Genomic DNA, 20,971 nt, shown 5'->3' with positions numbered 1-20,971 from the left:
TATCGTATCACTTGTCGCCTCATCCCGGTAACCGACTTTTCGGTCTGCCTGGTCCCAGTAAAATCGCCAGTTTGCTACCGCCTTTGGTGGTTTCCATCCAGATTTTACACACGCTGGTTAATGGTACCGAAAGTAGCATCCCTACCGGGCCGAGCAGCCATCCCCAAATTAACAATGAAAGAAATACCACCATGGTGGACATCCCCAGGCGATGGCCCATCATCCGCGGTTCTAAAATATTGCCGATGACCATATGGACAACTAAAAACAATGCGCCGACCAGAATACATTCGTAAACGCCATTAAACAGCAGCACCTGAATCATTGGCGGTACGGCGGAAATTACCGCGCCGATATTGGGGACGTAGTTAAGCAAAAACGCCAGTACCGCCCACATCAGCGCAAACTGTACGCCCATAAGTTCCAGCCCCAGCCAGACGATAATGCCTGTCCATAAACTTAGCAGTGTTTTCAATGCCAGATAGTGCGAAACACCTTTTAAGGCGCGGTGTAGCCCGGCGATGTGAATCTGTGGATTATTCAACGCAAAACGCATTTTGTAAGGGACGTGGCGCACTTCAAACAGCATGAAAACTACGGTCATCACCAGCAAAAGCACGCTCGCCATTGCCCCGGAAAGCCCGGTCATTAGCGCCGTGGTGAAGGTAACCACTTTTTCCGAGTCCATCCGCTGCAGCATTCGCTCCGGTGACATATGCAAATTAAGAAAAGGCAACATCTCCTGCAATTTAAAAAGTTTGCGCGTCAGCTCCTTATTAAACTTCGGCAGCATAGAGATGAATTCGTTAAACGATGCCGCCAGTACGCCGACCAGCGCAGTAAGCGCAATCAGCATCACCACGACCACAATTGTAATGGCAACGGGACGCTGAACACCGCGACGAATAAACCAGGTGACCAGTGGGTTGAGGACGATGGCAAAAAACAGCGCCAGTAACAGCTGCACAATGATATCTGCCGCTGCGTGAATGCCCGCGAGGATTACTACCAGCGAGGCCAGTTTAAGCAGAATGTGCATGCCCGTTTTATCGGGTTGAGGGGTTTCCATTGGGGCTTCCTTGTGACTTTTTGTATTAAGTGTAGCGGGAGTCACGCCAGCAATATTCTGATTCTTACTGCTGATTTTCACGTCAGCACGTGGTAAAAATGAAACACTGTTGTAAAAATGTGGTGATCCTCATGCCCGAACCCGTAGCCGAACCCGCGCTAAACGGATTGCGCCTGAATTTGCGCATTGTCTCCATTGTCATGTTTAACTTCGCCAGCTACCTCACCATCGGGTTGCCGCTCGCTGTATTACCGGGCTATGTCCATGATGTGATGGGCTTTAGCGCTTTCTGGGCAGGATTGGTTATCAGCCTGCAATATTTCGCCACTTTGCTGAGCCGCCCTCATGCCGGACGTTACGCCGATTTGCTGGGACCCAAAAAGATTGTCGTCTTCGGTTTATGCGGCTGCTTTTTGAGCGGTTTGGGGTATCTGACGGCAGGATTAACCGCCAGTCTGCCCGTCATCAGCCTGTTATTACTGTGCCTGGGGCGCGTGATCCTTGGGATTGGGCAAAGTTTTGCCGGAACGGGATCGACCCTATGGGGCGTTGGCGTGGTTGGTTCGCTGCATATCGGGCGGGTGATTTCGTGGAACGGCATTGTCACTTACGGGGCGATGGCGATGGGTGCGCCGTTAGGTGTCGTGTTTTATCACTGGGGCGGCTTGCAGGCGTTAGCGTTAATCATTATGGGCGTGGCGCTGGTGGCCATTTTGTTGGCGATCCCGCGTCCGACGGTAAAAGCCAGTAAAGGCAAACCGCTGCCGTTTCGCGCGGTGCTTGGGCGCGTCTGGCTGTACGGCATGGCGCTGGCACTGGCTTCCGCCGGATTTGGCGTTATCGCCACTTTTATCACGCTGTTTTATGACGCTAAAGGTTGGGACGGTGCGGCTTTCGCGTTGACGCTGTTTAGCTGTGCGTTTGTCGGTACGCGTTTGTTATTTCCTAACGGCATTAACCGTATCGGCGGCTTAAATGTGGCGATGCTCTGCTTTAGCGTTGAGATTATTGGCCTGCTGTTGGTTGGCGTGGCGACTATGCCGTGGATGGCGAAAATTGGCGTCTTACTCGCGGGGGCGGGGTTTTCGCTGGTGTTCCCGGCATTGGGCGTAGTGGCGGTAAAAGCGGTTCCGCAGCAAAATCAGGGGGCGGCGCTGGCAACTTACACCGTATTTATGGATTTATCGCTTGGCGTGACCGGACCACTGGCTGGTCTGGTGATGAGTTGGGCGGGCGTCCCGGTGATTTATCTGGCGGCGGCGGGACTGGTCGCAATCGCGTTATTACTGACGTGGCGATTAAAAAAACGGCCTCCGGTGGAAGTACCTGAGGCCATCTCATCATCTTAAAACTTACTGAATAACCAGCGTATTAATGATGTTTTCTGCGGTGGTCTGTGCTTTTTGCTGATCGTCAGCTGGCAGCGTAATTTGCATGGTCAGCAGTTGATTACCCACGTTACCCAGAATAACGGAAGAGTACGCCGTCTGGCCTTTCGCGGAGATAATGCTGTCTAACTGCTGCATTTTGTGACCTTTCAGCTCAATGGCTTTATTGGTTACCACTTGCAGCTGCGGATCGCGGCTACGTTGCTGATCTTCCAGGCGCTTCGCCAGCACCGCCAGATCTTCTTTCGGATCATCGCCCATGATGACGATGACTGCTTTCTGCCCGGTGGCGTCGGACCAGACATGCATGTTATTGGCCTGCGTTCCCAGCTTACCGCTCTGGTCGGTCATATCCGCTGGCAGCGAGAAACTTAACTTGCCATCAAGCAGGTTGACGGGATTCCCGGTAGCGTTACTTTCCGCGACCGAACCCTGCGCCGTAGCGTTAGTGTCTTTATCATCACAGGCCGCAAGCCCCATAACCAGCAGGCCAATTCCGACATATTTAACCAGATTGCGCATTGACTTCTTCCTTTCGATAAACGGCCATAACGGCTCATTCATCCATCTTATCACAACTCTGATAACGAACCTTTAACTCGCCTGCAAAGCGTTGATTTCGGATTTATCTGCCAGTCTTTTCAACAGCATATTGAGTAATACGCCATACATTGGCAGGAAGAAAACGATACTGATTAACACTTTGAAACAGTAATCGACCAGCGCGATTTCCATCCAGTGTTCAGCCATAAAGGCATCTGGGCTGCGCCAGAAGGCAATGAAGAAGAAGGCCAGCGTGTCGCTGACGTTACCAAACAGGGTGGAAGCCGTCGGTGCCAGCCACCAGCGACGACTCTGACGCAGGCGGTTAAAAACGTGCACGTCGAGGATTTGCCCCAGCGCGTAGGCCATGAAACTGGCGGTGGCGATACGGGCGACAAACAGGTTGAAGTGGGCGAGCGCGCCGAATCCCTGCCAGGAACCCATATAGAACAGCGACGAGATGACGTAGGAGATCAGTAACGCCGGGATCATCACCGCAAAGATGATACGACGGGCCAGCGGTGCGCCAAAAATACGCACAGTCAGGTCGGTAGCAAGGAAAATAAACGGAAAGCTAAACGCGCCCCAGGTGGTATGGAAACCAAAAATGGATACGGGAAGCTGAACCAGATAGTTACTGGAGGTGATCACCAACAGATGAAATAACGATAACCAGAACAACGCTTTATAGCGTTGAGTTTGCGAGAAAACGTTCATATTGTACCTTTTTGATTAACCATTGGGGTGAGGGAACCCAATACGTACGACACGTCTGTTACCTTAACATAATAACGTGCTGACCCTTTTTTCGAGCCGCCGCATGATACTGCTTTACGTTGACAATGCAATGGTTAATTTTCACGCAATCGTTAACCTGGTTTGCTTACGGACTCACAGGGCGTAAACTAGCGCCGTTTTTTTATGTGATGAGAAGAAAATGACCGATCTCTTTTCCAGCCCTGACCACACACTCGACGCACTTGGCCTGCGCTGCCCGGAACCAGTAATGATGGTGCGCAAAACTGTGCGCAATATGCAGCCAGGTGAAACGTTGCTGATTATTGCTGACGATCCGGCGACGACACGCGATATTCCTGGGTTTTGTACCTTTATGGAACACGAACTGGTTGCGAAAGAGACCGATGGACTGCCTTATCGTTATTTGATTCGTAAAGGTGGTTAAGGTGGATCACGGACTGTTCCCCTCACCCTAACCCTCTCCCCAGAGGGTTAGGGTGAGGGGACCGATCGCACTCAATGTTGCTGCTTGAAACCGGTTTGTAGGACGGATAAGGCGTTCAAGCTGCATCTGGCGATACGGTGCACAATGCCTGATGCGACGCTGTCGCGTCTTATCATGCCTACGAGTTCTATGCTCTGTGTAGGACGGATAAGGCGTTCACGCCGCATCCGGCGGTTGTGTGTGGATGCCTGATGCGACGCTGTCGCGTCTTATCATGCCTACGAGTTCAATGCCCTGTGTAGGCCAGATAAGGCGTTTACGCCGCATCCGGCACGCAAACGTAATGGAATGCACAAATGGATTATTTAATTCCAGTTTGTCTGGCATTGCTGGGATTGCTCGCGATCTTCACCCCCAATTGGCTGATCCCTGTTTTTATCGTCGTGGGGGGATGGCTGGGGGTACTTGCCTGGGGTTGGCTCTGGCTAATGATTTTTTTACCTTTACTTAACGGTGTCGGGCTTGCTTATGCCCTGTGGTTGATGTTCAAAAGGCCATCCATAGCATCCCGCCTGGTTGCTGCATGCTGTGTTATCTCCGTCATTCTGATGTTAGCGCTTTATTATGCTTTCCTGACTATGCCGCCGTTCCCGCCTCAGCACTAAGCCTGATAGCCAGAGGCTATCAGGCAACACTTTTACTTCCTGCGCAACAATCTTAACGCATTCGCTGTTACCAGCACCGTCGCACCCGTATCTGCCAGCACCGCCAGCCATAGTCCGGTCATCCCTAACAGCGTTGTGACGAGGAAGATCCCTTTCAGCCCCAGCGCAATGGTGATGTTCTGGCGGATGTTGGCGTGAGTGGCGCGTGCCAGTTCAATCATCTGCGCCAGGCCGCGCAGGTGGTTATGGGTTAATGCTGCGTCGGCGGTTTCCAGCGCCACATCTGTGCCACTGCCCATTGCAATTCCTATGGCGGCAGCTTTCATGGCGGGCGCGTCGTTAATACCGTCACCGACCATCGCCAGAGGCGCATGTTGATTCAGCTCGGTCACCGCTTTGACTTTATCTTCTGGTAATAGGCCCGCTTTAAATTCCAGCCCCAGTTCACCGGCGATTGCCGCCGCTGCGCGTGGATTATCGCCAGTGAGGATCACCCCTTTGACACCCAGGGCGCTCAGTTCGCTGATGGCAGTTGCGGCGTCGGCGCGCAGGGTATCCTGCAATGCAATTACGCCAAGCACGTCATCGTTACGCACCACCAGTACTACCGTTTGCCCGGCGCTTTCCAGTTCGTTAATTAAACCAGCAAATGCAACAGCCGGATGTTTTCCGGCAGCGCATATCAACACGCGCTCGCCGTTAATCAGTGCTTCAATACCAGACCCGACCAGCGCCCGCTGTGATTCGGCGGCGGGAATGGCGAGTTCAGCAACCTGTGCTTCGCGTACGATGGCTTGCGCCAATGGATGCGTCGCGCCTTGCTCGACCGCCGCTGCCAGTGTCAGCAGTTCAGATTCACTAATACCCGTTGCCGGATGAATCGCGGTAACGCGCGGTTTACCGACGGTCAGCGTACCGGTTTTATCAAACGCCACCTGGGTAACACGACCTAGTTGTTCCAGCGCCGCACCGCCTTTAATCAACGCCCCACGACGCGCTGCTGCTGCCAGCCCGGAGGTGATCGCCGCAGGTGTTGAGATCACCAGCGCACACGGGCAGCCAATCAGCAGCAGCGTCAGCCCTTTATAAATCCACTCCTGCCAGCTTGCGGCAAACAGCAGCGGCGGCACCAGCGTCACCAGCAGGGCGACGGCCATAATCGCTGGCGTGTAAATACGGCTGAAACGGTCGATAAACCGCTCAATCGGTGCGCGGCGCTCTTCAGCTTCTTCGATCAGTTTCAGAATCCGGTCAATGGCGCTGGCACCCGGTTCTGACAGCACTTCCAGCGTTACCAGACGGTCTACGCTGGTGGCGCCTGCAGGAACTTTATCACCCGTCGCGCGTTCCACCGGAATGGATTCGCCGGTCAGGGCGCTTTCATCAAAACTGGCAAACGGTGAGAGCAGTTTACCGTCGGCAGGTAAACGCCCACCTGCCGCAACTTCGATAACATCGCCCGGACGCAGGCTGTTAATTGCTACCTCTTCACGCTTGCCATTACGCAGGCGCGTGGCGGTTTCCGGTTTCAGCGCCATTAACGCGCTGACCCCTTGACGCGCGCGGCTGGCGGCCCAGCCTTCCAGTCGTTCACCAATCAAAAATAGCAGCAACACCATCGCAGCTTCGGCGGTTGCGCCAATAAACAGCGCGCCAATGGCGGCTACGCTCATTAACGTTTCAATGGCGAAGTAGCTGCCCGATTTGATCAGCCGTAATGCCTGGCGCACAATCGGGTACAGCCCAACCAGCGTGGTCGCGATAAACGCCAGTTGCCCGAACGGATGATTAAACTGCTCCAGACCCCAGCTGATTGCCATCAACACGATTAGCGTAATCAGCGGCAGATTCTCTTTCAGGCGTGATTCTTGTTGTTCGTCGGCGGACTGTTCATCGCGCAGGGAATAGCCCGCTTTTTGCACCGCAGATTCAACCTGGGCACGGATGTCATTGTCGGCATCAACCACCAGTTTTTCGGTGGCGAACAACACCTGCACCTGATTCACGCCTGCAAGCTGGCGCACGGCATTTTCTACCTTGCGCGCGCAGGCGGCGCAGTCCATGCCGCTGACTTTCCAGCTATAGCGGGTGCCGGAGACGTTTTCAGAGAGCGTTGGCGTGCTGGAACACGCGCCGTCGCAGCAACAGTCGTTGGCGTTCTGAACCGTGGGTAGCGGTTTGAACGCGGCAAAGTGAGGGGCTTTCTTGCCGTGATTGTCAGGAGTCGACATGGCATCCTCCGGTTAAGTTTTTTCTCATTAACCGAAGGATACACTCTGGAGTCGACTCCAGAGTCAAGTTTTATCAGAGATACAGCGAGCGGACGATGAGGAAGTGACCGGCAAAATAACAAGCGGCGGCAATCGCGTTGTCCGCACGGAAGCGTCGGCGATAGTGGCTACCCAGCCAGACAAAGTTACTGATAAACAGCAACGAAGCGCCGACAAACGCAGAAAGTGCCGGAGCGGTTGGACGGAAGAACCACAGTTCACCTGCCAGCCATACCATCACCAGCGTCATGCCGATAAACGTGCAGATAGGCCAACGATACTCTTCCAGACGCGTCCAGATAATCGCCAGTAACAGCGCACCCAGCACCAGCAACACCAGCGGCAAAGGCCAGAAGAAAGAGAGCGTCATCTGGCTGGCGAAATAGATGGTGTACAACAGGTGCGAGAGGAAAAACGCGCCGATGGCGTACATCAGACGTTGACGTGGCAACAGGGTTAGCGCATCGCCCAGCAGTGAGGCGCACAGTCCCGCCAGCACCAGATAGCTAATGGCGTCGAACATCGGCGCTTGCCAGGCCAGCAACAGCAGGAGAAGAAGGGTTAATGGTTTAAATACCCAGCGTTGCCAGGTTGGCCCACGATACGATGCATCCACAGATAGCCATGCGGAAAGACAGACAGCGATAAACGACCAAAGCATCTTAGTTCCTTGAATTCGTTATTTTTTCGTAAGCGGAATGCCTACGGTCTTGCTTCCAGTTTAGTGGCGAGGGTGGACGGATGACAACACCATAACTGGCAGGGTATGCTTATTTCCGCATTTTCCGATGAGGGATTAAGATGAGCAAACCACCTCTTTTCTTTATTGTTATCATTGGCTTAATCATCGTCGCCGCATCGTTTCGTTTTATGCAACAGCGACGGGAAAAAGCTGATAATGATATAGCGCCACTCCAGCAAAAGTTGGTGGTGGTGAGCAATAAGCGGGAAAAACCGATTAACGATCGCCGTTCGCGCCAGCAGGAAGTAACTCCGGCAGGCACCAGCATGCGCTATGAGGCGAGCTTCAAACCGCAAAGCGGAGGAATGGAACAGACGTTTCGCCTCGACGCCCAGCAGTACCATGCCCTGACAGTGGGCGATAAAGGTATGCTGAGCTATAAAGGAACGCGCTTTGTCAGCTTTGTCAGCAAACAATAAGGTTATTTTTTAACGTTAAATTTCTTCTGCCAGACCAGCAGTTCAAACACGCCGAAAAGGAAAATGCGCACCTTTTCGGCGGTGGTCATCTGCGGGCCATCTTTCGGTAAAGTGGATTTCAACAGCGCCAGCTGCATACCATGCATCAGCACGGTAAAAATCAGCGCCACGTTAACGAAAATATTCAGCGGACGCGGGAAGGGATGCACCAGGTTGAGGATTAAAAATCCCCAAACACAGAGCATTAACACACGACCAATATTAATCAGCATCACTTTCTCCTTGTGCTTCGCGTTGATACAGGCGGTAAGCCACCTGACCTGCCACTTTTTCCCGATGTAATGACCAGTTCGCCGGAACGGTGGGGAGCCCGTTTTCGACTTCGCTTTCGACATAAATCAGGGCTTCGTCAGCCAGCCAGCCGTTATCTTCCAGTAAATTTATCGTCTCTTCTAACAAGCCACGGCGGAACGGTGGATCGACAAAAACGATATTATGCGGTGTGCCTTTTTGCGCCAGGAATGACATCGCGTTGCTGTTCACCACGCGTGCATTACCTGCTTTTAGTGTCGCCAGATTCTTAATTAACTGTTGAGAAACCGCGCGATCCATCTCAATCAACGTGGCCCCCGCAGCGTAGCGCGATAACGCTTCCAGCCCCAGCGCGCCGCTCCCGGCGAAGCAATCCAGACATTGGGCGTCAACAATGACCGGAGCCAGCCAGTTAAACAACGTTTCGCGTACGCGGTCGGTGGTGGGGCGCAGACCTGGGCTATCAGGAACCGGGAGTTTACGGCCTCGCCACTGCCCGCCAATAATGCGGATTTGGCCGCTGCCGGAATGATTCGGTTTTTTCATGATAAATTGCTCAATCCGCCAGATAACACATACTTGCAGGCGGTGATGTGAATTAAGTTAAGTGATAGACTATTTCATCATTTTTTTAGCTGCTATGTACATAGCGTTAACGCTGTGCCATGAAGCAACAGCGAGGAGTGTAGTCGCAAATGGCGAAAGAAAAAAAACGTGGCTTTTTTTCCTGGCTGGGCTTTGGTCAAAAAGAGCAGACCCCGGAAAAAGAGACAGAAGTCCAGAACGAACAACCGGTTGTAGAAGAAATCGTTCCGGCGCAAGAGCCTGCGAAGGCTTCTGAACAAGCCGTTGAAGAGCAGCCGCAGGCGCATACTGAAGCCGAGGCGGAAACTTTTGCTGCCGACGTTGTGGAAGTTACTGAACAGGTTGCTGAAAGTGAAAAAGCGCAGCCTGAAGCTGTTGCTGAACCGGAAGTTATTACTGAGCCGGAAACGATAGTTGAAGAAACGCCAGCGTCAGTCATTGAACCTGAAGTTACGCCAGAGCCTGTGGCTATCGAGCGTGAAGAGCTGCCGTTGCCGGAAGACGTCAAAGCCGAAGAGGTTTCGCCAGAAGAGTGGCAGGCCGAAGCGGAAACCGTAGAGATTGTCGAAGCGGCGGAAGAAGAAGCGGCTAAAGACGAAATCACCGACGAAGAGCTGGAAGCACAGGCGCTGGCTGCCGAAGCGGCAGAAGAGGCGGTGATGGTGGTTCCTCCGGCAGAAGAAGAGCAGCCGGTGGAAGAAATCGCTCAGGAGCAGGAAAAACCGACCAAAGAAGGTTTCTTCGCGCGCCTGAAACGCAGTCTGTTAAAAACCAAAGAAAACCTCGGTTCCGGATTTATCAGCCTGTTCCGCGGTAAAAAAATCGACGATGATCTGTTTGAAGAATTGGAAGAGCAATTGCTCATCGCCGATGTGGGCGTGGAAACCACGCGTAAAATTATCACCAATCTAACAGAAGGTGCGACCCGCAAGCAGCTTCGTGATGCCGAGGCGCTCTATGGCCTACTGAAAGAAGAGATGGGTGAGATTCTGGCGAAAGTCGATGAACCGCTGAACGTTGAAGGTAAAACGCCGTTCGTGATCCTGATGGTGGGCGTCAACGGTGTGGGTAAAACCACGACGATCGGTAAGCTGGCGCGTCAGTTTGAGCAGCAGGGTAAATCAGTGATGCTGGCGGCGGGCGATACTTTCCGTGCAGCAGCGGTTGAACAGCTTCAGGTCTGGGGTCAGCGTAATAATATTCCGGTGATTGCCCAGCATACCGGTGCGGATTCCGCTTCTGTTATCTTCGACGCCATTCAGGCCGCTAAAGCGCGTAACATCGACGTTCTGATTGCCGATACCGCCGGACGCCTGCAGAACAAATCGCACTTGATGGAAGAGTTGAAGAAAATCGTCCGCGTGATGAAGAAACTCGACGTTGAAGCTCCGCATGAAGTTATGCTGACTATCGACGCCAGTACCGGGCAGAATGCAGTAAGCCAGGCCAAACTGTTCCACGAAGCCGTTGGCTTAACCGGCATCACGCTAACGAAACTGGACGGCACGGCGAAAGGCGGGGTAATTTTCTCGGTGGCTGACCAGTTTGGTATCCCTATCCGCTACATTGGTGTCGGCGAACGTATTGAGGATTTGCGTCCGTTTAAGGCGGACGACTTTATAGAGGCACTTTTTGCCCGAGAGGATTAACAATGATTCGCTTTGAACATGTCAGCAAGGCTTATCTCGGTGGGAGACAGGCGCTGCAGGGCGTTACGTTCCATATGCAGCCGGGTGAGATGGCGTTTCTGACCGGTCATTCCGGCGCAGGGAAAAGTACCCTCCTGAAGCTGATCTGTGGGATTGAGCGGCCCAGCGCCGGGAAAATCTGGTTTAGCGGCCATGACATCACGCGTCTGAAAAACCGTGAAGTTCCGTTTCTGCGCCGCCAGATTGGCATGATTTTCCAGGATCACCATCTACTGATGGACCGTACTGTCTACGATAACGTGGCGATCCCGCTGATTATCGCCGGTGCCAGCGGTGACGATATTCGTCGTCGTGTATCGGCGGCGCTGGATAAAGTCGGGCTACTGGACAAAGCGAAGAACTTCCCTATTCAGCTTTCCGGCGGTGAACAACAGCGTGTTGGCATTGCCCGCGCGGTGGTGAACAAGCCCGCGGTACTGCTGGCGGATGAACCGACCGGTAACCTTGACGACGCGTTGTCAGAAGGAATTCTACGTCTGTTTGAAGAATTTAACCGCGTTGGGGTAACCGTATTGATGGCAACGCACGACATCAACCTGATTTCGCGGCGTTCCTATCGCATGCTCACCCTGAGCGATGGTCACTTGCATGGAGGCGTGGGCCATGAATAAGCGCGATGCAATCAATCATATCCGGCAGTTTGGCGGGCGTCTGGATCGCTTCCGTAAATCGGTCGGCGGCTCTGGCGACGGCGGTCGTAACGCGCCAAAACGGGCGAAATCCTCGCCAAAACCGGTAAATCGCAAAACCAACGTTTTCAACGAACAGGTGCGCTATGCCTTCCACGGCGCATTGCAGGATCTGAAAAGTAAACCGTTCGCCACGTTTTTAACGGTGATGGTTATCGCCATCTCCCTGACGCTGCCCAGCGTCTGTTATATGGTGTACAAAAACGTTAACCAGGCGGCGACGCAGTATTATCCGTCACCGCAAATCACTGTTTATTTGCAAAAAACGCTGGATGATGACGCCGCTGCGGGTGTGGTGGCACAGTTGCAGGCCGAGCAAGGCGTAGAGAAAGTAAACTATCTTTCTCGTGAAGACGCACTGGGCGAGTTCCGTAACTGGTCTGGTTTTGGTGGTGCGCTGGATATGCTGGAAGAAAACCCGCTTCCGGCAGTGGCGGTGGTAATCCCGAAACTCGATTTTCAGGGGACCGAGTCACTGAATACCTTGCGCGATCGTATCACCCAGATCAACGGCATTGACGAAGTGCGAATGGATGACAGCTGGTTTGCCCGTCTGGCGGCGTTGACCGGGCTGGTCGGGCGCGTTTCGGCAATGATCGGCGTATTGATGGTGGCGGCAGTGTTCCTCGTCATCGGTAACAGTGTGCGTCTGAGCATCTTTGCTCGCCGTGACTCCATTAACGTACAGAAACTGATTGGTGCGACAGATGGTTTCATCCTGCGCCCATTCCTGTACGGTGGCGCATTGCTGGGATTTTCTGGCGCATTGCTGTCATTAATTTTGTCGGAAATTCTGGTCCTGCGTTTGTCTTCGGCGGTTGCGGAAGTGGCACAGGTTTTCGGAACGAGGTTTGATATCAATGGCTTATCTTTCGATGAATGTCTGCTTTTGCTGCTGGTGTGTTCGATGATTGGCTGGGTGGCAGCCTGGCTTGCCACGGTACAACATTTACGCCACTTTACGCCTGAATAATAAAAGCGTGTTATACTCTTTCCCTGCAATGGGTTCCGTAGCAGGGAAAGAGACCCCGTTGTCTCTTCCCGGTATTTCATCTCTATGTCACATTTTGTGCGTAATTTATTCACAGCGTTGCATTGAACTTGTGGATAAAATCACGGTCTGATAAAACAGTGAATAATAACCTCGTTGCTCTTAAGCTCTGGCACAGTTGTTGCTACCACTGAAGCGCCAGAAGATATCGATTGAGAGGATTTGAATGACTGACAAAATGCAAAGTTTAGCTTTAGCCCCTGTTGGTAACCTGGATTCCTACATCCGGGCAGCTAACGCGTGGCCGATGTTGTCGGCTGACGAGGAGCGGGCGCTGGCTGAAAAGCTGCATTACCATGGCGATCTGGAAGCAGCAAAAACGCTGATCCTGTCTCACCTGCGGTTTGTTGTTCATATTGCTCGTAATTATGCGGGCTATGGCCTGCCACAGGCGGATTTGATTCAGGAAGGTAACATCGGCCTGATGAAAGCAGTGCGCCGTTTTAACCCGGAAGTGGGTGTGCGCCTGGTCTCCTTCGCCGTTCACTGGATCAAAGCAGAGATCCACGAATACGTTCTGCGCAACTGGCGTATCGTCAAAGTTGCGACCACCAAAGCGCAGCGCAAACTGTTCTTCAACCTGCGTAAAACCAAGCAGCGTCTGGGCTGGTTTAATCAGGATGAAGTCGAAATGGTAGCCCGTGAACTGGGCGTAACCAGCAAAGACGTACGTGAGATGGAATCGCGTATGGCGGCACAGGACATGACCTTTGACCTGTCTTCCGATGACGATTCCGACAGCCAGCCGATGGCTCCGGTGCTTTATCTGCAGGATAAATCGTCCAACTTTGCCGACGGCATTGAAGATGATAACTGGGAAGAGCAGGCGGCAAACCGTCTGACCGACGCGATGCAGGGCCTGGATGAGCGTAGCCAGGACATTATCCGCGCACGCTGGTTGGACGAAGACAACAAGTCCACACTGCAGGAGCTGGCTGACCGTTACGGTGTTTCCGCTGAGCGTGTGCGCCAGCTGGAAAAGAACGCGATGAAAAAACTTCGCGCTGCTATTGAAGCGTAATTACCGCTGTTAAGCAGAGAACCCTGGATGAGAGTCCGGGGTTTTTATTTTTTGGGCCTCTGCAATAATCAATGACCCCCTCCGACAAAACGCCAATCCCCACGCAGATTGTTAATAAACTGTCAAAATAGCTATTCCAATATCATAAAAATCGGGTATGTTTTAGCAGAGTATGCTGCTAAAGCACGGGTAGCCATGCATAAAACGAAATAAAGTGCTGAACAACAACATCACAATACACGTAATAACCAGAAGAATGGGGATTCTCAGGATGAATATAAAGGGTAAAGCGTTACTGGCAGGATGTATCGCGCTGGCATTCAGCAATATAGCTCTGGCAGAAGATATTAAAGTCGCGGTCGTGGGCGCAATGTCCGGTCCGGTGGCCCAGTACGGTGACCAGGAGTTTACTGGTGCTGAGCAGGCGGTTGCGGATATCAATGCTAAAGGTGGTATCAAAGGCAACAAACTGCAAATCGTGAAATATGACGATGCCTGTGACCCAAAACAGGCGGTTGCGGTGGCGAACAAAGTCGTTAACGACGGCATTAAATACGTGATTGGTCACCTCTGCTCTTCATCAACACAGCCAGCGTCAGACATCTACGAAGACGAAGGCATTTTAATGATCACCCCAGCGGCAACCGCGCCAGAGCTGACCGCCCGTGGCTATCAGCTGATCCTGCGCACCACCGGTCTGGACTCCGACCAGGGGCCGACGGCGGCGAAATATATTCTTGAGAAAGTGAAACCGCAGCGTATTGCTATCGTTCACGACAAACAGCAGTACGGCGAAGGTCTGGCGCGTGCGGTGCAGGACGGCCTGAAGAAAGGCAATGCTAACGTGGTGTTCTTTGACGGCATCACCGCCGGGGAAAAAGATTTCTCAACGCTGGTGGCGCGTTTGAAGAAAGAGAATATCGACTTCGTTTACTACGGTGGTTACCACCCGGAAATGGGGCAGATCCTGCGTCAGGCACGCGCGGCAGGGCTGAAAACTCAGTTTATGGGGCCGGAAGGCGTGGCTAACGTCTCGCTGTCTAACATTGCGGGCGAGTCAGCTGAAGGGTTGCTGGTAACCAAGCCGAAGAACTACGATCAGGTTCCGGCGAACAAACCAATTGTTGACGCGATCAAAGCGAAAAAACAGGACCCAAGCGGCGCGTTCGTCTGGACCACCTACGCCGCGCTGCAATCTTTGCAGGCGGGCCTGAATCAGTCTGACGATCCGGCTGAAATCGCCAAATACCTGAAAGCGAACTCCGTGGATACCGTGATGGGGCCGCTGACCTGGGATGAGAAAGGTGATCTGAAAGGCTTTGAGTTCGGCGTATTTGACTGGCACGCCAACGGCACGGCGACCGATGCGAAGTAATCATTAATCGGCAACTTTGGGTTGCCGCCAAATTGCTAATATCGAGTACGCATGCTTCATGCCGGATGCGGCGTAAACGCCTTATCCGGCCTACAAGATCCAAAGAAATCAGTAAATTGCAGCACACATTGTAGGCCTGATAAGCGTAGCGCATCAGGCCATTTCTCGTTGGTCATCACTTTTGAAATCAAACTTGACGATTAACGCTTCTCCCAGCCGCCCTGTTGTGCCGTAAACCCCAGCGCCTGCATAAACGCCGTCATCACGCCGCGATCTTCCACGCCTGCATCTGCCATCCACCAGCCTGAAACGCCAGGATTGTTACGCAAAACCTCTTCCAGCAGATATTGCCCCACACCGCGACGGCGGGTGACTTCCCGCACGCGCAGGGAATCCAGTGCCCCCTCGGTGCCGTTTAAGGTTACCCGCACGGCCGCGAGCAGGCGCTCGTTAAAACGCGCGGCGTAGATGCGGTGGTTATCGTCAACCTGTAAAGAGGAAGGGGAGTACTCCGGCCAGATCTTTTGCAGATCAATCCGGTCCTGGTCGCTAAAGTGTTCTAATCGAATGATGGTCAGCTTCATGGGGAACCCGTGTAAATCACAAAAGTGGAACCAGTGTAGCGAAATAATTTAATCGGAGGCTTTCTCTTTTTTATTTCTTTTGGCAGGTGATTAATTTTTTAACAGCAATAATTACAAATTAAAAACATTAGAGAATGAAAAATGTCCAGCATAATCCCCTGAATGGTAGTGAATTATTCCGCCCTTTGTACCGTTATTTTATGCTGACAACGGCGCTTTTTTCTGTTTATCTATCAATAAATTCAGAATATTATCTGTTCTTAATCGACTGAAAAATAGGGATTTTAATCGCTATTATCACAAAATACTGCGCTAAACCCTTAATCAGACAGGCAAAAACAGTGCAGTATAAAAAAAGTACAGTCTGATTTGTTAACACATAAAAACAAAGCAACACAACATCACGAATGGGGATTTTTGACTATGAAACGGAATGCGAAAACTATCATCGCAGGGATGATTGCACTGACAATTTCACACACCGCTATGGCCGACGATATTAAAGTTGCCGTTGTCGGCGCGATGTCCGGTCCGATTGCCCAGTGGGGCGATATGGAATTTAACGGCGCGCGTCAGGCGATTAAAGACATTAATGCCAAAGGGGGAATTAAAGGCGATAAGCTGGTGGGCGTGGAATATGACGACGCCTGCGACCCGAAACAAGCCGTTGCGGTCGCCAACAAAATCGTTAACGACGGCATTAAATACGTTATTGGTCATCTGTGTTCTTCTTCTACCCAACCTGCATCAGATATCTACGAAGATGAAGGTATTTTGATGATCTCGCCGGGGGCGACCAACCCGGAGCTGACTCAACGCGGTTATCAACACATCATGCGTACTGCCGGGCTGGACTCTTCCCAGGGGCCAACAGCGGCAAAATACATTCTTGAGACGGTGAAGCCCCAGCGCATCGCTATCATTCACGACAAACAACAGTATGGCGAAGGGCTGGCGCGTTCGGTGCAGGACGGATTGAAAGCAGCCAATGCCAACGTCGTCTTCTTCGACGGTATTACCGCTGGTGAGAAAGATTTCTCCGCGCTGATCGCCCGCCTGAAAAAAGAAAACATCGACTTCGTTTACTACGGCGGTTACTACCCGGAAATGGGGCAGATGCTGCGCCAGGCCCGTTCCGTTGGCCTGAAAACTCAGTTTATGGGGCCGGAAGGGGTGGGTAATGCGTCGCTGTCGAACATTGCTGGTGATGCCGCCGAAGGTATGTTGGTCACTATGCCAAAACGCTATGACCAGGACCCGGCAAACAAAGGCATCGTTGATGCGCTGAAAGGAGACAAGAAAGATCCGTCCGGGCCATATGTCTGGATCACCTACGCGGCGGTGCAATCTCTGGCGACTGCCCTTGAGCGTACCGGCAGCGATGAGCCGCTGGCGCTGGTGAAAGATTTAAAAGCTAACGGTGCAAACACCGTGATTGGGCCGCTGAACTGGGATGAAAAAGGCGATCTTAAGGGATTTGATTTTGGTGTCTTCCAGTGGCACGCCGACGGTTCATCGACGGCAGCCAAGTGATCATCCCACCGCCCGTGAAATGCGGGCGGTTTTAGAAAGGTTACCTTATGTCTGAGCAGTTTTTGTATTTCTTGCAGCAGATGTTTAACGGCGTCACGCTGGGCAGTACCTACGCGCTGATAGCCATCGGCTACACCATGGTTTACGGCATTATCGGCATGATCAACTTCGCCCACGGCGAGGTTTATATGATCGGCAGCTACGTCTCCTTTATGATCATCGCCGCACTGATGATGCTGGGCATTGATACCGGCTGGCTGCTGGTGGCGGCGGGATTCGTCGGCGCAATCGTCATTGCCAGCGCCTATGGCTGGAGTATCGAACGTGTGGCTTACCGCCCGGTGCGTAACTCTAAGCGCCTGATTGCGCTCATCTCGGCAATCGGCATGTCTATCTTCCTGCAAAACTACGTCAGCCTGACCGAAGGTTCGCGCGACGTGGCGCTACCCAGCCTGTTTAACGGTCAGTGGGTTGTGGGCCATAGTGAAAACTTCTCTGCCTCTATTACCACCATGCAGGCGGTGATCTGGATTGTTACCTTCCTCGCCATGTTGGCGCTGACAATTTTCATCCGCTATTCCCGCATGGGGCGCGCCTGTCGTGCTTGCGCGGAAGATCTGAAAATGGCGAGCCTGCTTGGCATCAACACTGACCGGGTGATTGCGCTGACCTTTGTGATTGGCGCGGCGATGGCGGCGGTGGCCGGCGTGTTGCTCGGTCAGTTCTATGGCGTAATTAACCCCTACATCGGCTTTATGGCCGGGATGAAAGCCTTTACCGCTGCGGTACTCGGTGGGATTGGCAGTATTCCTGGAGCGATGATTGGCGGCCTGATCCTGGGGATTGCGGAAGCGCTCTCTTCTGCCTATCTGAGTACGGAATATAAGGATGTGGTTTCATTTGCCCTGCTGATTCTGGTGCTGCTGGTGATGCCGACCGGTATTCTGGGTCGCCCGGAGGTAGAGAAAGTATGAAACCGATGCATATTGCAATGGCGCTGCTCTCTGCCGCCATGTTCTTTGTTCTCGCGGGCGTCTTTATGGGTGTGCAACTGGAGCTGGACGGCACCAAACTGGTGGTCGATACGGCTTCAGACATCCGATGGCAGTGGGTGTTTATTGGCACTGCGGTGGTCTTTTTCTTCCAGCTTGTGCGACCTGCGTTTCAGAAAGGGCTAAAAAGCGTTTCCGGGCCGAAGTTTATTCTGCCCGCGATTGATGGCTCCACGGTGAAGCAGAAACTGTTCCTCGTGGCGCTGCTGGTGCTTGCGGTGGCGTGGCCGTTTATGGTGTCGCGTGGGACGGTGGATATCGCCACTCTGACCATGATCTACATTATTCTCGGTCTCGGGCTGAACGTGGTTGTTGGTCTTTCTGGTCTGCTGGTGCTGGGATACGGCGGCTTTTACGCCATCGGCGCTTACACTTTTGCGCTGCTCAATCACTATTACGGTCTGGGCTTCTGGACCTGTCTGCCGATTGCCGGGTTGATGGCGGCGGCGGCGGGCTTCCTGCTCGGCTTCCCGGTGTTGCGTTTACGTGGCGACTATCTGGCGATCGTTACTCTCGGTTTCGGCGAAATTGTGCGCATATTGCTGCTCAATAACACGGAAATCACCGGCGGTCCGAACGGAATCAGTCAGATCCCGAAACCGACTCTCTTCGGACTCGAGTTCAGTCGCACCGCCCGCGAAGGCGGCTGGGATACGTTCAGCAATTTCTTTGGCCTGAAATACGACCCGTCCGATCGCGTCATCTTCCTCTACCTGGTGGCATTACTGTTGGTGGTGTTAAGCCTGTTTGTCATTAACCGCTTACTGCGAATGCCGCTGGGCCGCGCGTGGGAAGCGTTGCGTGAAGATGAAATCGCCTGTCGTTCGCTGGGCTTAAGTCCGCGTCGTATCAAGCTGACCGCTTTTACCATCAGTGCCGCGTTTGCCGGTTTTGCCGGAACGCTGTTCGCGGCGCGTCAGGGATTTGTCAGCCCGGAATCTTTCACCTTTGCCGAATCGGCGTTTGTGCTGGCGATAGTGGTGCTCGGCGGTATGGGCTCGCAATTTGCAGTGATTCTGGCGGCTGTTTTGCTGGTGGTATCGCGCGAGTTGATGCGTGATTTCAACGAATACAGCATGTTAATGCTCGGTGGTTTGATGGTGCTGATGATGATCTGGCGTCCGCAGGGCTTGCTGCCCATGACGCGCCCGCAACTCAAGCTGAAAAACGGCGCAGCGAAAGGAGAGCAGGCATGAGTCAGCCATTATTATCTGTTAACGGCCTGATGATGCGCTTCGGCGGCCTGCTGGCGGTGAATAACGTCAATCTTGAACTGTACCCGCAGGAGATCGTCTCGTTAATCGGCCCTAACGGTGCCGGAAAAACCACGGTTTTTAACTGCCTGACCGGTTTCTACAAACCCACCGGCGGCACTATTTTACTGCGCGATCAGCATCTGGAAGGTTTGCCCGGCCAGCAAATCGCCCGCATGGGCGTGGTGCGCACCTTCCAGCATGTACGTCTGTTCCGTGAAATGACGGTGATTGAAAACCTGCTGGTGGCACAGCATCAGCAACTGAAAACCGGGCTGTTCTCCGGCCTGTTGAAAACACCCTCTTTCCGTCGCGCCCAGAGCGAAGCGCTCGACCGCGCCGCTACCTGGCTTGAGCGCATTGGTTTGTTGGAACATGCCAACCGTCAGGCGAGTAACCTGGCCTATGGTGACCAGCGCCGTCTGGAGATTGCCCGCTGTATGGTGACGCAACCGGAGATTTTAATGCTCGACGAACCGGCAGCAGGTCTTAACCCGAAAGAGACGAAAGAGCTGGATGAGCTGATTGCCGAACTGCGTAACCATCACAACACCACTATCTTGTTGATTGAACACGATATGAAGCTGGTGATGGGGATTTCAGACAGAATTTACGTGGTCAATCAGGGGACGCCGCTGGCAAACGGTACACCGGAGCAAATCCGTAATAACCCGGACGTGATCCGTGCCTATTTAGGTGAGGCATAAGATGGAAAAAGTCATGTTGTCCTTTGACAAAGTCAGCGCCCACTACGGCAAAATCCAGGCGCTGCATGAGGTGAGCCTGCATATCAATCAGGGCGAGATTGTCACCCTCATTGGCGCTAACGGGGCGGGGAAAACCACCTTGCTCGGCACATTATGCGGCGACCCGCGTGCCACCAGCGGGCGAATTGTGTTTGATGATAAAGACATTACCGACTGGCAGACGGCGAAAATCATGCGCGAAGCGGTGGCGATTGTCCCGGAAGGACGCCGCGTCTTCTCGCGGATGACGGTGGAAGAGAACCTGGCGATGGGCGGTTTTTTTGCTGAACGTGACCAGTTCCAGGAACGCATAAAGTGGGTGTATGAACTGTTTCCACGTCTGCATGAGCGCCGTGTTCAGCGGGCGGGCACCATGTCCGGCGGTGAGCAGCAGATGCTGGCGATTGGTCGCGCGCTGATGAGCAACCCGCGTTTATTGTTGCTTGATGAGCCATCGCTCGGTCTTGCGCCGATTATCATCCAGCAAATTTTCGACACCATCGAGCAACTGCGCGAGCAGGGGATGACTATCTTCCTCGTCGAGCAGAACGCCAACCAGGCGCTAAAGCTCGCTGATCGCGGCTACGTGCTGGAAAACGGTCATGTGGTGCTCTCCGATACCGGCGATGCGCTGCTGGCAAACGAAGCGGTGAGAAGTGCGTATTTAGGCGGGTAAATTATCGAATACCCGGCAGCCAGCTTCTGCCGGGTTCTTCGTCCGTATACAGACTTGTTTCAACTGACCGGGAGGATTAAAACCAGACCACTTATTTGCCACGGAA

General features: G+C 53.1%; 22 protein-coding genes. 14 read left to right on the top strand and 8 right to left on the bottom strand.

Features of this window, described 5'->3' with window-relative positions; translation table 11 throughout:
- Positions 1-19: 19 nt before the first annotated feature.
- Complete coding sequence (locus FQZ95_RS08565) at positions 20-1,069, bottom strand: AI-2E family transporter (RefSeq protein ID WP_001353619.1); 1,050 nt, start codon at positions 1,067-1,069, stop codon at positions 20-22.
- A gap of 98 nt (positions 1,070-1,167) precedes the next feature.
- Between FQZ95_RS08565 and FQZ95_RS08560 the strand changes: the two genes are divergently transcribed.
- Complete coding sequence (locus tag FQZ95_RS08560) at positions 1,168-2,418, top strand: MFS transporter (RefSeq protein WP_123057336.1); 1,251 nt, start codon at positions 1,168-1,170, stop codon at positions 2,416-2,418.
- Positions 2,419-2,421: 3 nt separating this feature from the next.
- Here FQZ95_RS08560 and dcrB read toward each other — a convergent pair whose 3' ends face one another.
- Positions 2,422-2,979, bottom strand: coding sequence for a phage sensitivity protein DcrB (gene dcrB / locus FQZ95_RS08555; protein WP_001245295.1), 558 nt, complete (start codon positions 2,977-2,979; stop codon positions 2,422-2,424).
- Positions 2,980-3,051: 72 nt separating this feature from the next.
- Positions 3,052-3,717, bottom strand: a complete 666-nt coding sequence (locus tag FQZ95_RS08550) for a 7-cyano-7-deazaguanine/7-aminomethyl-7-deazaguanine transporter (protein WP_001100467.1) — start codon at positions 3,715-3,717, stop codon at positions 3,052-3,054.
- A 220-nt stretch (positions 3,718-3,937) separates the two neighbouring features.
- Here FQZ95_RS08550 and tusA point away from each other — a divergent pair, with 220 nt between their 5' ends.
- Together tusA and FQZ95_RS08540 are read left to right on the top strand one after the other, a co-directional pair.
- Positions 3,938-4,183 (top strand): sulfurtransferase TusA, encoded by a 246-nt coding sequence (tusA, locus tag FQZ95_RS08545; RefSeq protein ID WP_000130621.1) that lies wholly within the window; start codon positions 3,938-3,940, stop codon positions 4,181-4,183.
- 356 nt (positions 4,184-4,539) lie between these two features.
- Positions 4,540-4,848, top strand: coding sequence for a hypothetical protein (locus FQZ95_RS08540; protein ID WP_000385055.1), 309 nt, complete (start codon positions 4,540-4,542; stop codon positions 4,846-4,848).
- Positions 4,849-4,880: 32 nt separating this feature from the next.
- Here the strand turns inward: FQZ95_RS08540 and zntA are convergent, their stop codons facing one another.
- Positions 4,881-7,079 (bottom strand): Zn(II)/Cd(II)/Pb(II) translocating P-type ATPase ZntA, encoded by a 2,199-nt coding sequence (zntA, locus tag FQZ95_RS08535; RefSeq protein ID WP_160530088.1) that lies wholly within the window; start codon positions 7,077-7,079, stop codon positions 4,881-4,883.
- A 73-nt stretch (positions 7,080-7,152) separates the two neighbouring features.
- Positions 7,153-7,779, bottom strand: a complete 627-nt coding sequence (locus tag FQZ95_RS08530; protein ID WP_000964718.1) for a lysoplasmalogenase — start codon at positions 7,777-7,779, stop codon at positions 7,153-7,155.
- A 140-nt stretch (positions 7,780-7,919) separates the two neighbouring features.
- On the opposite strand from FQZ95_RS08530, the gene FQZ95_RS08525 reads away from it, so the two are divergent.
- A complete protein-coding gene (locus FQZ95_RS08525; RefSeq protein ID WP_088542096.1) occupies positions 7,920-8,279 on the top strand; it encodes a DUF2500 domain-containing protein in 360 nt (119 codons plus the stop codon).
- 2 nt (positions 8,280-8,281) lie between these two features.
- On the opposite strand, the gene FQZ95_RS08520 is transcribed toward FQZ95_RS08525, so the two are convergent.
- Both FQZ95_RS08520 and rsmD read right to left on the bottom strand, forming a co-directional pair.
- Positions 8,282-8,551: a DUF1145 family protein gene (locus FQZ95_RS08520; protein WP_032185343.1), complete on the bottom strand. Its 270-nt coding sequence runs from the start codon at positions 8,549-8,551 to the stop codon at positions 8,282-8,284.
- Entirely contained in the window at positions 8,541-9,137 is a 597-nt protein-coding gene (rsmD, locus tag FQZ95_RS08515) for a 16S rRNA (guanine(966)-N(2))-methyltransferase (RefSeq protein ID WP_000743193.1), read from the bottom strand. Before rsmD ends, FQZ95_RS08520 begins: the two co-directional genes overlap by 11 nt.
- Before the next feature lie 149 nt (positions 9,138-9,286).
- Here rsmD and ftsY point away from each other — a divergent pair, with 149 nt between their 5' ends.
- From ftsY to livJ, 5 genes are all read left to right on the top strand, one after another.
- Positions 9,287-10,825, top strand: coding sequence for a signal recognition particle-docking protein FtsY (ftsY, locus tag FQZ95_RS08510; RefSeq protein ID WP_001040621.1), 1,539 nt, complete (start codon positions 9,287-9,289; stop codon positions 10,823-10,825).
- A 2-nt stretch (positions 10,826-10,827) separates the two neighbouring features.
- Complete coding sequence (gene ftsE / locus FQZ95_RS08505; RefSeq protein WP_000617723.1) at positions 10,828-11,496, top strand: cell division ATP-binding protein FtsE; 669 nt, start codon at positions 10,828-10,830, stop codon at positions 11,494-11,496.
- Positions 11,489-12,547 carry a permease-like cell division protein FtsX gene (ftsX, locus tag FQZ95_RS08500; RefSeq protein WP_001042007.1) on the top strand — a complete coding sequence of 353 codons (1,059 nt, stop codon included), beginning with the start codon at positions 11,489-11,491 and terminating at the stop codon, positions 12,545-12,547. Before ftsE ends, ftsX begins: the two co-directional genes overlap by 8 nt.
- A 244-nt stretch (positions 12,548-12,791) precedes the next feature.
- Positions 12,792-13,646 (top strand): RNA polymerase sigma factor RpoH, encoded by an 855-nt coding sequence (rpoH, locus tag FQZ95_RS08495; RefSeq protein WP_000130217.1) that lies wholly within the window; start codon positions 12,792-12,794, stop codon positions 13,644-13,646.
- A 271-nt stretch (positions 13,647-13,917) separates the two neighbouring features.
- Positions 13,918-15,021, top strand: a complete 1,104-nt coding sequence (gene livJ / locus FQZ95_RS08490) for a branched chain amino acid ABC transporter substrate-binding protein LivJ (RefSeq protein WP_160530087.1) — start codon at positions 13,918-13,920, stop codon at positions 15,019-15,021.
- A 200-nt stretch (positions 15,022-15,221) separates the two neighbouring features.
- Here livJ and panM read toward each other — a convergent pair whose 3' ends face one another.
- Positions 15,222-15,605, bottom strand: a complete 384-nt coding sequence (panM, locus tag FQZ95_RS08485) for an aspartate 1-decarboxylase autocleavage activator PanM (RefSeq protein WP_000778764.1) — start codon at positions 15,603-15,605, stop codon at positions 15,222-15,224.
- A gap of 423 nt (positions 15,606-16,028) precedes the next feature.
- Between panM and livK the strand changes: the two genes are divergently transcribed.
- Genes livK through livF form a run of 5 tightly spaced genes read left to right on the top strand, consistent with a single transcriptional unit; the run spans position 16,029 to position 20,865 of the window.
- On the top strand, positions 16,029-17,138 hold the full coding sequence (livK, locus tag FQZ95_RS08480; RefSeq protein ID WP_088542095.1) for a high-affinity branched-chain amino acid ABC transporter substrate-binding protein LivK: 1,110 nt from the start codon (positions 16,029-16,031) through the stop codon (positions 17,136-17,138).
- Between the two features lie 47 nt (positions 17,139-17,185).
- Positions 17,186-18,112 (top strand): high-affinity branched-chain amino acid ABC transporter permease LivH, encoded by a 927-nt coding sequence (gene livH / locus FQZ95_RS08475; RefSeq protein ID WP_001295097.1) that lies wholly within the window; start codon positions 17,186-17,188, stop codon positions 18,110-18,112.
- A complete protein-coding gene (gene livM, locus FQZ95_RS08470) occupies positions 18,109-19,386 on the top strand; it encodes a branched chain amino acid ABC transporter permease LivM (RefSeq protein ID WP_001539986.1) in 1,278 nt (425 codons plus the stop codon). Before livH ends, livM begins: the two co-directional genes overlap by 4 nt.
- On the top strand, positions 19,383-20,150 hold the full coding sequence (gene livG / locus FQZ95_RS08465) for a high-affinity branched-chain amino acid ABC transporter ATP-binding protein LivG (RefSeq protein ID WP_000082101.1): 768 nt from the start codon (positions 19,383-19,385) through the stop codon (positions 20,148-20,150). The genes livM and livG overlap by 4 nt, the downstream gene beginning before the upstream one ends.
- Position 20,151: 1 nt before the next feature.
- Positions 20,152-20,865 carry a high-affinity branched-chain amino acid ABC transporter ATP-binding protein LivF gene (livF, locus tag FQZ95_RS08460; protein WP_000416895.1) on the top strand — a complete coding sequence of 238 codons (714 nt, stop codon included), beginning with the start codon at positions 20,152-20,154 and terminating at the stop codon, positions 20,863-20,865.
- The last annotated feature ends 106 nt before the right edge of the window (positions 20,866-20,971 follow it).

Origin of the sequence: Escherichia sp. HH41S (assembly GCF_009820115.1) — a bacterium.
In the GTDB taxonomy this organism is placed as follows: Bacteria; Pseudomonadota; Gammaproteobacteria; order Enterobacterales; family Enterobacteriaceae; genus Escherichia; species Escherichia coli_F.
This window is presented reverse-complemented; position numbering and strand designations above follow the sequence as displayed.